The organism is Pseudomonas lundensis, assembly GCF_001042985.1.
In the GTDB taxonomy this organism is placed as follows: domain Bacteria; phylum Pseudomonadota; class Gammaproteobacteria; order Pseudomonadales; family Pseudomonadaceae; genus Aquipseudomonas; species Aquipseudomonas lundensis.
Genome location: NZ_JYKY01000009.1, coordinates 109,303 through 120,898, shown reverse-complemented (window position 1 = coordinate 120,898; position 11,596 = coordinate 109,303). Strand labels below are relative to the sequence as shown.

Below are 11,596 nucleotides of genomic sequence, written 5' to 3'. Positions count from 1 at the left end.
CTGAGAACAGGAGATACCCATGCGAATTTTGCTCGTTGTACTGTTGGCCACCAGTGTGGTCGGTTGCACCCGCTGGTCGATGAACCACCACTTGAACAATGCTTATCGCGCCTACGACCGAGGCAATTGCGAGGCGGTCATGCTGGAGCTGTCGGAAGTCGATCGCGACAGCCGTGGCCGTCCTTATATCTGGCCGCAAACGGCCATGCTGCGCGGTTTGTGCCTGGAGCGTACGAAGTTTTACCTGGATGCTGCCCAGACCTACGAATGGATCATCAAGGAGTTCCCGCAGAGTGAGTGGGCGTATCGGGCCAAAGCGCGTATTGAAACGTTGCGCATCCTCAAGTTCATACCCGGCAACGCCAATTCGCAGGCCATCCCGGCAAAAATTTAACCGCGAGCTGGCCATTTGCCCTGCATTTACTAATATTGCTGTGCGATATGCGAAGTGACGTTTGTGTGTCTGCACAGTCTGACCGTGAGTGACAAAAGCCTTTGCGAACCACTTGAGTGGTCATTTCAACTCCCGGGCGTCGTGTAGCGTTGGGGGGGGGGCTGGTACTAGCGCGGCCATGCTTAATGGCCTTTCAAAGTGATATTCAGCATGTTTACTGATCGCCGTATCGAGCGTCATCAACTGCCGTATTTCTTGAAGGTGTTCAATCGCTTCACGGACAAACCCATGGGGTATCTGGGCAACGTCTGCGAGGACGGGCTGATGCTCATCAGCCAGCTCCCGTTGTTGGTCGATGCCAATTTCGAATTGCGACTCAAGCTGCCGGACAGTGACGGTCGTGTGCAAGTGGTCGACCTGACAGCGCGCTGCCTGTGGTGCCATGAAGATGTCACCCCGCGCTACTACGACGCCGGTTTCACCCTCTATCAGCCGCCTCCCGAATACACCGCCCTGATCACGGCCTTGCGCCAGTATTTCAGCTTTTATCCCTTGCCAGCGTCGGCCTGAGGCCGCACAGGGCTGGTCTTGCTCAGGGCTGAACGCCTAGACTTGCGGGGTCTACTGTTCAGGAACACCCCGTGACCACTATCTTCTGGTACGACTACGAAACCACCGGCATCAACCCTCGTTGTGACCGGCCAGTACAAGTGGCCGGCATTCGCACTGACCTTGAATTGAACGAGATTGACGAGCCGCTCAATCTCTACTGTCAGCCCAGCGACGACATCCTTCCGCACCCTATGGCCTGCCTGATCACCGGTATCACGCCCAGTCGCCTGGAAGACCGGGGGCTGGTCGAAGGCGAGTTCATGACGCGCACTCACGCGCACCTGTCATTGCCCGGCACCTGCGGCGCAGGCTACAACACCTTGCGATTTGATGACGAAGTGACGCGCTACAGTCTGTACCGCAACTTCTTCGATCCCTACGCCCGTGAATGGCAGGGTGGCAACAGCCGCTGGGATTTGATCGATGTGGTGCGCACCGCCTATGCCTTGCGCCCTGAAGGGATTGTGTGGCCTGAAGAGGAGGGGCGCGTCACCCTGAAGCTGGAGCGCTTGACCGCGGCTAACGGGATTGATCACGGTCAGGCCCATGACGCGTTGTCGGATGTGCGCGCCACCATTGCCCTGGCCCGATTGATTCGCGACAAACAACCCAAGTTATATGAGTGGCTCTTCCAGTTGCGAACGAAACAGCGGGTGCTGGATCAGGTTCGACTGTTACAGCCGATGGTGCATATCTCAGGACGGTTTTCGGCGGCGCGTCATTATTTGGGGGTGGTGCTGCCCTTGGCGTGGCATCCGAAAAACCGCAATGCGCTGATTGTCTGTGATTTGCACTTTGACCCACGGCCATTATTGGAATTGGACGCAGAGTCACTGCGTGCACTGCTCTATACACGTCGAGAAGATTTGCCCGAAGGGCAATTACCGGTGCCGCTCAAGCTAATACACGTTAATCGTTGTCCGGTGGTGGCGCCGATGAATGTAGTGCGTGCACAGGATCAGGCGCGTTTGCAATTGGACGTTGGCCAATACCAGGCACGGGCGCAAACACTTATCGAAGCGCAGGAACTTTGGCGGGATAAATTAACGGCGATTTATGCCGGTGAAGACTTTGTGCCGAGCAGCGATCCCGAGCAGCAGTTATATGATGGTTTTATCGGTGACCGTGACCGGCGCTTGTGCGAACAAGTAAGACTCAGTGATCCGCAGGCTCTGGCCAAAGATACGTGGCCTTTTGATGACGAGCGATTACCTGAATTATTGTTTCGGTACCGGGCGCGTAACTTTCCCGATACGTTGAGCGAGCAAGAGCAGGCACGCTGGCGGGTGTTCTGCCAGCAGCGATTGTCCGATCCGCAGATGGGCGCGCCGTTGACCCTCGATGCATTTCTGGAGAGCCTGGCAGCCCTGTCACGCAGCGCAACGCCTGCGCAATTGACGTTGTTGGATGAGTGGCGCCGGTATGCCGAAGGGATCAGCCGTCGCCTGTTTGTCGAAGGCGAGCAGGGCAGCGAGGATTAACCGGCGCCAATAAAAAAACGCCAGCGAACTGGCGTTTTTTTAGAGCATCGCAACTAGGCTGCGAGCGGGTGTTACTTAGTCGAGCAAAGTTGCCCAACCTTCTACCACGTCACCGCCCCACTTGGCTTTCCACTCTTTCAGCGTTTTGTGGTTGCCGCCTTTGGTTTCAATCACTTCGCCGTTGTGCGGGTTTTTGTATTGTTTAACCTTACGGGCACGTTTGGTACCGGTAGTTTTCACAACACCGCGTGGCGTTTTGCTTACTTTGGACTCTGGGTCCAGAAGCGCAATAATATCGCGTAGCGATTTTTGGTATTCGCCCATCAGCGTGCGCAGTTTGCCTTCGAATTCCAGCTCAGTTTGAAGTTTGTCGTCTTCCGACAGGTTCTTCAGGCGAGCTTGCAGCTCTTTGATAGCTTCTTCAGTTGCGCGGTATTCGTTGATCAGGGACATGAGGATAACCTTATGTTGAAAAGGGTTAACAGGGACACAGTGGGGCAATAATAGTCAGACACTTTGAGCAAGTAAACCTGTCTTCGCACATTTAGTTAAATTTTTATTCATTAACTTCGCGGTATTGAATAAGCGCGCTATTAAATAGAGGTCACGCTATCAGGCTAATAAAAACGATTAATCAGCTACATTCGGGCCGTGTTAAAAAGCATGCAGGCCGCGGTACTGTTGAGGCTGGCCCGTGACAGCGCGAGTGCAGGGGGGCGCGTAATCAGTCTCAACGAATACTGTCGTTTTGCTGCGCACTCGCTAGAATGGCGGCCTTAGTAAAGTTTTTGGAGTTTGCCCTACATGCGCACTTTTCGACTGGTGATTGCGTGCCCCGATGGCGTCGGCATTGTCGCCAAGGTCAGTAATTTTCTGGCCTCACACAATGGCTGGATCACTGAAGCGAGCCACCACTCGGACGACCAGAGTGGTTGGTTCTTTATGCGTCACGAAATTCGTGCCGATTCGCTGCCGTTCGGCATCGAGGCATTTCGTGAAGCATTTGCACCTATCGCTGAAGAGTTCTCGATGGTGTGGCGCATTACGGATACGGCGCAGAAGAAGCGCGTGGTGCTGATGGCCAGCCGCGAATCGCACTGCCTGGCGGATTTGCTGCACCGCTGGCACAGCGATGAACTCGATTGCGAGATCGCGTGTGTGATCTCTAACCACGATGACCTGCGCAGCATGGTGGAGTGGCACGGTATTCCTTATTACCACGTGCCGGTTGATCCAAAAGACAAAGAGCCGGCGTTTGCCGAAGTCTCGCGTCTGGTCAAACAACACGAGGCTGAAGTGGTGGTTCTGGCGCGCTACATGCAAATTCTGCCGCCGGACCTGTGCAAAGAATACGCAGGCCAGGTCATCAACATTCACCACAGCTTCCTGCCTTCCTTCGTCGGCGCCAAGCCTTACCATCAGGCGTCGCTGCGCGGCGTAAAACTGATCGGCGCTACGTGCCACTACGTGACCGAAGAGCTGGATGCGGGCCCGATCATCGAACAAGACGTGGTACGTGTGAGTCACAGCGACAGCATTGAAGACATGGTGCGCTTCGGCCGTGATGTCGAGAAGATGGTGCTGGCTCGTGGCCTGCGCTATCACCTGGAAGATCGCGTGTTGGTGCACGGCAACAAGACGGTCGTGTTCTGACCAAACCTTTGTCGAGCACCCACCATGACGACCCACGCGAGGCTGCGCTCTGAGTGCAGCCTCGCGTTGTCTTTCTATGACACCAAACGCTGTAATTCCACGCGGGGTGATGTGCGATGACCGATCCACTCGACAAGGCGACGTCCAGCGCACCGGCCACGTTGGGTGAGGGGTGTTTGAGTCGTTACGACCCGCAGGCTTTGGGCCCCGAAGACGGAACCGAGTTTCCTGACGCTGCCCGGCTGTGGGAGGCATTACAGCAAGAGGGAGAAACCGAACCTGATCTGTAGCCGCGTCCGGCGGCCACAGATCAAGCGTTCCTTTATATGCGGAAGCTGCCGACCAGTTGTTTCAGGCGGGCGGCTTGTTGCTCGAGGTCAGAACAGGCGCGCAACGTCGCCTGCAGGTTTTCCACGCCTTCCTGATTAAGGGTGTTGATCTCGGTAATGTCCATGTTGATCGATTCCACGACCGACGTTTGCTCCTCGGTGGCAGTGGCGACCGACTGGTTCATCCCGTCGATTTCCCCAATGCGTTCGGTCACGCTGGTCAGGCGCGCGCCGGCACTGTTGGCAATCTCTACGCTGTCTTTGCTGTGACGCTGGCTCTCTTCCATGGTGTTTACCGAGTCGCGGGCGCTGACTTGCAATTCCTCGATCATCTTTTGCACTTGTTGCGCAGACTCTTGAGTGCGATGCGCCAAATTGCGAACTTCGTCGGCCACGACCGCAAACCCGCGTCCGGCCTCACCGGCACGTGCCGCTTCAATCGCGGCGTTCAAAGCCAGGAGGTTGGTTTGCTGAGAAATGCTGGTGATGACCTCCAGGATCTGCCCGATATTCACGGTCTTGTCATTCAGCGACTCGATATGGCCGCTGGAGGTGCTGAGCATCTGCGACAGTTGCTGCATCGAGCCAATGCTGCGCTCAACCACTTGCTGACCTTCTTCGGCCAGGCCGCGTGCATCGCTGGCCTGATGCGAGGCCTGGGCCGCATTGCGGGCGATTTCTTGCGCCGCGGCGCCCAGTTCGTTGATCGCTGCGGCCACGCTGTTGGTGCGGCTGGCTTGTTCGTCTGAGTTAACCATGGACGAGTTGGACGCACTGACCACACGCAGCGCGACTTCATTGACGTGCTCGGTGGCGGAGGCCACTTCCGTCATGGAGGTGTGGATGCGTTCCACAAACTGGTTGAACGCGCTTCCCAATGTGCCGAATTCATCTTTGGACTCGACGACCAGGCGGCGCGTCAGGTCGCCTTCACCTTCCGCGATGTTTTGCATGGCACGGGTCATGACGTGCAGCGGCCGCATGAGTAGACGAATCAGCAAGCCGAGCAAGGCAATGATCGAGATCACCGCAATCACGGTGGCGATGATCGCTGAAGTGCGGAAGGTGCTGAGCATGGCAAATGCCTGCGCTTTATCGATCGACAGCCCGACGTACCAATTGACGGACCCCAGGCCTTTGACCGGGGCAAACGTCACGATGCGTTCTTTGCCATCGAGTGTGACTTCGCTGATGTCGGAGCTGATCGGCGGGGTATCGTGCGGGTAGATATCCTTCAGGTTTTTCATCACCAGCGTGTTATCGGGGTGCACCAGAATTTTGCCGTCCCCGCTGATCAGGAAGGCATAGCCCATGCCGCTGAAATCAAGTGCGTTGATGCTGTCGGTGACCGTCTTGAGTGTCAGGTCGGTGCCGACGACGCCGAGGGTTTGCCCGGCTTTTTTCACTGCCGTGCCAATGGAAATGATCATCTGCCCGGTGACCGCATCAATGTACGGTTCGGTCAGGCTGGCGCCGTTGCTGTTCAGCGCGTCTTTGTACCAGGGGCGGCTGCGCGGATCGAAGCCGTCCGGCATTTTGCTGTCGGGGCGGATGGTGAAAGCGCCCTGGGTGTCACCGAAGTACACCGCGAGGAACGAGCTGGTCAGCGCTTTTTGCTCCAGCAAGCGGGAGACATACTCGGGTTCAGGGTTAAGGGCGAGGGTTTCACCCAGGTTTTCAGTGAGCAGGATGCGCCCGCCGAGCCAAGTCTGAATGTTGTTGGCCGTCGTACTGCCCATTTCACGCAGATAGCTGTCCAGATCGTCGCGAATGGCATTGCGCTGCAGGTAATCGTTGTACAGCGTAAATAGCGAAAAAGCGGCTATTACGATCAGGGACGCGGCAAGCAGGATTTTATGACTGAAACGCAGGTTTTTGTTCATGGCTTGAAGGGTCCGCTTAGGTCTAAAAGTGTGATGCCTGCCGACATGAAATACGCACAACATAGAAAGCACTGACTGAACCCGAGCAATTTCTATATTTATTTGCGCTCTTTCCGACGTTAATTTCGGATTTTTCTGGTCTAGCATTAACGTTGTATCGACGTGTTACCGCGAAAGATTAATTTAAGGTGGAAAAATGCCTGATTCCTCAGCTTTAGTTCTCGGCGCCGACCTTGCGGGTCAGCCCGTCGCCCAGTCATTGCGTCTGGCCAATCGTCACGGCTTGATCGCGGGCGCCACGGGGACAGGTAAAACCGTCACGCTGCAACGCTTGGCAGAGCAGTTCAGTGACGCCGGTGTGGCGGTGTTTGCTGCCGACATCAAAGGGGACTTGTGCGGTCTGGGGGCTGCCGGTAACCCTCAGGGCAAAATCGCGGAGCGCATCGCGGGCATGCCGTGGCTTAACTTCCAGCCCAAGGCTTATCCGGTGACGCTATGGGATATTCAAGGCAAGACCGGTCATCCATTACGCACAACCTTGAGTGAAATGGGGCCGCTCTTGCTGGGCAGTCTGCTCGAGCTGACGGACAGCCAGCAATCAGCGTTGTACGCAGCCTTTAAAGTGGCCGATCGCGAAGGCCTGTTGCTGCTGGATCTCAAAGACCTCAAGGCGTTGCTCAATCACCTGCGTGACCACCCCGAGGTGCTGGGTGATGACGCGGCGTTGATGACCACCGGTTCGAGCCAGGCGCTGCTGCGTCGATTGGCGACGCTGGAGCAGCAGGGTGCTGAGGCGCTGTTTGGTGAACCGGCATTGCAACTGGAAGACATTTTGCAGCCAGACCGTGACGGGCGAGGGCGCATTCATTTGCTCGATGCCAGCCGTTTGGTGCATGAGGCGCCCAAGGTCTATGCCACCTTTTTGCTGTGGCTGCTGGCCGAATTGTTTGAGCAGTTGCCCGAGCGCGGTGATGCGGACAAACCGTTGCTGGCTCTATTTTTTGACGAGGCGCACTTGCTGTTTGCCGGTACGCCGAAAGCGCTACAGGATCGACTGGAGCAAGTGGTGCGCTTGATCCGCTCCAAAGGCGTAGGGGTGTACTTCGTCACGCAATCACCGGCGGACTTGCCTGACACGGTTCTGGCGCAATTGGGGTTGCGCATTCAGCATGGTTTACGTGCATTCACTGCCAAGGAGCAGAAATCCCTCAGGGCCGTGGCTGACGGGTTCCGACCCAATCCGGCGTTCGATGCGCTCGCAGTGCTGACGGAACTGGGCACGGGCGAAGCCCTGGTCGGTATGTTGGAGGACAAAGGCACACCGGCAATGGTGCAGCGGGTGTTGATTGCGCCGCCGCAGTCGCGAATCGGACCTTTGAGCGAGGCCGAGCGTAACGGCCTGATTGCCACCTCCCCATTGCAGGGGCGTTACGACAAGCCGATTGATCGAGAGTCTGCTTACGAAGTGCTCATGGCGCGCAAAGGCGGTAGCAGCGAAGAGCCGGCGCCGGGGCAGGCCAAAGAGCCCGGGTTTCTGGATCAGGCCGGGGAGTTCCTCGGGACGTCGACGGGCAAAGCTTTGCAGTCGATGGCGCGTCAGGCCGTAAATCAGATGGGGCGCCAGTTGGTGCGGGGCTTGCTCGGGTCGTTGCTGGGTGGCAACAAGCGTAAATGATAGCGAGGCGGGTCTAGGCCGGATCGGGCTTGGGCTTCGCATGGCTGGCCAGCCGTTCAAGGGCCGCCCGCAGTGCCGGGTCAGTGATGCCCTCGGCGGTGGCTTGAATGGTCTGCGCGGCGTTTTCTGACAAGTCCAGCGTGTGGCCGGCGACTTTGGCCAGCACGGTGGGCGGCTGCACTTTAAATAGAATGCGGGTCAGGCTGGCAAATTCGTCGAACGCCTGCAATTGACGTTGCAGGCGTTTTTGCTGGTAGCGCAAACGTGTTGCCCAATGGCCGTCTGTGACAATCAGTAGCAGGCTGCCTTCGCGCCACGAGGCCACATGGCAGTGTTCGCGGGCCGCGGGCTGGAGTTGGCTCTCAAGCAGGCGTTGCAGGTGGGCCAAGCGCTTGGCGTGGCCGAAAATGGCTTTTAAGGGTTTGGCCTCGCGCAGCAGGACAGAGGGTGCCCGCGCTGGATGTGGGCGAAATGCCATGTTCAAACACCTGAGAAAACTGAGGCGCAATCTTAGCAGAAACCGCCCGCCTGACTGCGCTTGATCCGCAGGCTTGCCACTTTGGCAGCAAAATCAATGAGTAACTTCTTGGTCTTATGGGTTGAAGTTCAGTAAAAAGCCCTTATTTTAGTGAAGCCCCGTCACAACGCTGTACCAGTATCGTGGAATAACGCCACTTTCCTCACCGCCGTTTCCGGGTAGAATGCTCGCTCGCATGCGGCCATCAGGGCTGCTCGGGCGACTCTCGGGGCCGCCCTCCATCCCTATGTGTGGAAGATCCTGCCGATATGTTTGCGCCTTTGTTAAAGAAACTTTTTGGAAGCAAGAACGAGCGCGAAGTTAAACGCATGCTCAAGAAGGTTCAGGTCATCAATGCCCTCGAAGAGCAGATGGTTGCTCTGACCGATGAGCAATTGCGTGCCAAGACCGAAGAGTTCAAGGCCCGCATAGCAAAAGGTGAGACCCTCGATCAACTCCTGCCTGAAGCCTTCGCGGTCTGCCGTGAGGCGGGCAAGCGCGTCATGGGCATGCGCCACTTTGACGTCCAGCTGATCGGTGGCATGACCCTGCACGAAGGCATGATCGCAGAAATGCGTACCGGTGAAGGTAAGACCTTGGTAGCGACCTTGGGCGTTTACCTCAACGCGTTGTCCGGCAAGGGCGTACACGTTGTGACGGTGAACGACTACCTCGCGCGCCGGGATGCCAACTGGATGCGCCCGCTTTATGAATTCCTGGGCCTGACGGTCGGCGTCGTGACGCCGTTCCAGCCGCCACAGGAAAAGCGCGAAGCCTATGCCGCCGACATCACCTACGGCACCAACAACGAGTTTGGCTTCGATTACCTGCGTGACAACATGGCTTTCAGCATGGAAGAAAAATTCCAGCGTGAGCTTAACTTTGCCGTCATCGACGAAGTCGACTCGATCCTGATCGACGAAGCCCGTACGCCGCTGATCATCTCTGGTCAGGCCGAAGACAGCTCCAAGCTGTACACCGAAATCAACAAGCTCATTCCGCGCCTCGAGCAGCACATCGAAGAAGTGGAAGGGGAAGTGACCAAGCCGGGTCACTTCACCATCGACGAGAAGACCCGTCAGGTCGAGCTGAACGAAGCCGGTCACCAGTTTGTTGAAGAAATGCTGACCCAGATCGGTTTGCTCGCTGAAGGTGAAAGCCTGTATTCGGCGCACAATCTGGGCCTGCTGACCCATGTGTACGCGGCACTGCGCGCTCACAAACTGTTCCACCGCAACGTTGAATACATCGTTGAAGACGGTCAGGTGCTGCTGGTTGACGAACACACCGGGCGTACCATGCCGGGCCGTCGTTTGTCCGAGGGGCTGCACCAGGCCATCGAAGCGAAGGAAGGCCTGAACATTCAGGCAGAAAGCCAGACGCTGGCTTCGACCACCTTCCAGAACTACTTCCGGCTGTACAACAAACTGTCCGGCATGACCGGTACGGCAGACACCGAAGCGTTCGAGTTCCACCAGATTTACGGTCTGTCGGTGATGGTTATCCCGCCGAACAAGCCGCTGGCGCGTAAAGACTACAACGATCTGGTGTTCCTGACGGCGGACGAGAAGTACGCAGCCATCGTGGCGGACATCAAGGACTGCATGGCCAAAGGCCGTCCGGTGCTGGTGGGTACGGCGACCATCGAAACCTCCGAGCACATGTCCAACCTGTTGAAGCAGGAAGGGATCGAGCACAAGGTTCTGAACGCCAAGTTCCACGAAAAAGAAGCTGAAATCATTGCACAGGCGGGCCGTCCAGGCGCGCTGACCATCGCCACCAACATGGCGGGCCGTGGTACTGACATCCTGCTGGGCGGTAACTGGGAAGTGGAAGTGGCTTCCCTGGAAAACCCGACCCCTGAGCAGATTGCCCAGATCAAGGCCGATTGGCAGAAACGTCACCAGCAAGTGCTGGAGTCGGGTGGCCTGCACGTGATCGCTTCCGAGCGTCACGAGTCGCGCCGTATCGACAACCAACTGCGTGGCCGTGCGGGCCGTCAGGGTGACTCGGGTTCCAGCCGTTTCTACCTGTCGCTGGAAGACAGCCTGATGCGCATTTTCGCCTCTGACCGGGTGAAAAACTTCATGAAAGCCCTGGGCATGCAGTCCGGCGAAGCGATTGAACACCGCATGGTGACCAACGCTATCGAAAAGGCCCAGCGCAAGGTTGAAGGCCGCAACTTCGATATCCGTAAGCAATTGCTGGAGTTCGACGACGTCAACAACGAGCAGCGTAAAGTGATTTATCACATGCGTAATACGTTGCTGGCCGCTGACAATATTGGCGAAACCATCGCTGACTTCCGTAAGGATGTCCTCGACAGCACCATCAGCGCTCACATTCCGCCACAGTCGTTGCCGGAGCAGTGGGACGTTGCAGGTCTTGAGTCCGCCATCGAAAGCGGCTTCGGCGTGAAACTGCCTATCCAGCAGTGGCTCGATGAAGACGATCACCTGTACGAAGAAACCCTGCGCGAGAAGCTGCTGGCTGAGCTGATTGCGGCGTATAACGAGAAAGAAGAGCAGGCGGGCGCTGAAGCGCTGCGCACGTTCGAGAAGCAGATCGTTCTGCGTGTACTGGACGACCTGTGGAAAGACCACCTGTCGACCATGGATCACCTGCGTCACGGCATTCACTTGCGCGGTTATGCGCAAAAGAACCCGAAGCAGGAGTACAAGCGCGAGTCTTTCAACCTGTTCTCCGAGCTGCTTGACTCGATCAAGCGCGATTCGATCCGCGTGCTCTCGCACGTTCAGGTACGTCGCGAAGACCCTGTTGAAGAAGAGGCGCGTCTGCGTCAGGAAGCTGAAGATCTGGCGTCGCGCATGCAGTTCCAACATGCAGAAGCCCCGGGTCTTGATCAGCCGGATGCATTGACCGAAGTGCTGGACGGTGCAGACGTTTCAGACGTCTCGCCTGCAACCGACCCTGTTCGTAACGAGCAGAAGCTCGGTCGCAACGAACTGTGCTACTGCGGTTCGGGCAAAAAATTCAAGCACTGTCACGGGCAAATCAACTGATAATCCGTTTCATCTGCTGAAACACCTGC

Annotated in this window: 10 protein-coding genes and 1 pseudogene; 7 read left to right on the top strand and 4 right to left on the bottom strand. The window is 57.0% G+C overall.

Translation table 11 applies throughout. The annotated features are described in order from the left end of the window. Positions 1 to 19: 19 nt before the first annotated feature. The 3 genes from TU74_RS09870 to sbcB all read left to right on the top strand — a co-directional run bounded on the left by TU74_RS09870 (position 20) and on the right by sbcB (position 2,487). Positions 20 to 394 (top strand): lipoprotein, encoded by a 375-nt coding sequence (locus tag TU74_RS09870; protein ID WP_048376285.1) that lies wholly within the window; start codon positions 20 to 22, stop codon positions 392 to 394. Between the two features lie 210 nt (positions 395 to 604). Beyond that, positions 605 to 964: a PilZ domain-containing protein gene (locus TU74_RS09865; protein ID WP_047276772.1), complete on the top strand. Its 360-nt coding sequence runs from the start codon at positions 605 to 607 to the stop codon at positions 962 to 964. 71 nt (positions 965 to 1,035) lie between these two features. Beyond that, a complete protein-coding gene (gene sbcB / locus TU74_RS09860) occupies positions 1,036 to 2,487 on the top strand; it encodes an exodeoxyribonuclease I (RefSeq protein ID WP_047276770.1) in 1,452 nt (483 codons plus the stop codon). Between the two features lie 75 nt (positions 2,488 to 2,562). Here sbcB and mvaT read toward each other — a convergent pair whose 3' ends face one another. Next, positions 2,563 to 2,940, bottom strand: a complete 378-nt coding sequence (gene mvaT / locus TU74_RS09855) for a histone-like nucleoid-structuring protein MvaT (RefSeq protein WP_047276768.1) — start codon at positions 2,938 to 2,940, stop codon at positions 2,563 to 2,565. A 351-nt stretch (positions 2,941 to 3,291) separates the two neighbouring features. Between mvaT and purU the strand changes: the two genes are divergently transcribed. Both purU and TU74_RS24450 read left to right on the top strand, forming a co-directional pair. Beyond that, positions 3,292 to 4,140 carry a formyltetrahydrofolate deformylase gene (purU, locus tag TU74_RS09850; RefSeq protein WP_047276766.1) on the top strand — a complete coding sequence of 283 codons (849 nt, stop codon included), beginning with the start codon at positions 3,292 to 3,294 and terminating at the stop codon, positions 4,138 to 4,140. Between the two features lie 116 nt (positions 4,141 to 4,256). Beyond that, entirely contained in the window at positions 4,257 to 4,430 is a 174-nt protein-coding gene (locus tag TU74_RS24450) for a hypothetical protein (RefSeq protein ID WP_162841624.1), read from the top strand. A 32-nt stretch (positions 4,431 to 4,462) separates the two neighbouring features. On the opposite strand, the gene TU74_RS25195 is transcribed toward TU74_RS24450, so the two are convergent. Then, complete coding sequence (locus tag TU74_RS25195) at positions 4,463 to 5,227, bottom strand: methyl-accepting chemotaxis protein (protein ID WP_428982728.1); 765 nt, start codon at positions 5,225 to 5,227, stop codon at positions 4,463 to 4,465. A 93-nt stretch (positions 5,228 to 5,320) separates the two neighbouring features. Continuing rightward, positions 5,321 to 6,352, bottom strand: a pseudogene (locus TU74_RS25190) (HAMP domain-containing protein); the annotation flags it as partial. 196 nt (positions 6,353 to 6,548) lie between these two features. Here TU74_RS25190 and TU74_RS09840 point away from each other — a divergent pair. Beyond that, positions 6,549 to 8,027, top strand: coding sequence for a helicase HerA-like domain-containing protein (locus tag TU74_RS09840; RefSeq protein ID WP_047278027.1), 1,479 nt, complete (start codon positions 6,549 to 6,551; stop codon positions 8,025 to 8,027). A 13-nt stretch (positions 8,028 to 8,040) separates the two neighbouring features. On the opposite strand, the gene TU74_RS09835 is transcribed toward TU74_RS09840, so the two are convergent. Further along, positions 8,041 to 8,505: a DUF721 domain-containing protein gene (locus TU74_RS09835; RefSeq protein WP_047278025.1), complete on the bottom strand. Its 465-nt coding sequence runs from the start codon at positions 8,503 to 8,505 to the stop codon at positions 8,041 to 8,043. Between the two features lie 308 nt (positions 8,506 to 8,813). Between TU74_RS09835 and secA the strand changes: the two genes are divergently transcribed. Next, positions 8,814 to 11,567 (top strand): preprotein translocase subunit SecA, encoded by a 2,754-nt coding sequence (gene secA, locus TU74_RS09830; protein WP_047276757.1) that lies wholly within the window; start codon positions 8,814 to 8,816, stop codon positions 11,565 to 11,567. Positions 11,568 to 11,596: the final 29 nt, after the last annotated feature.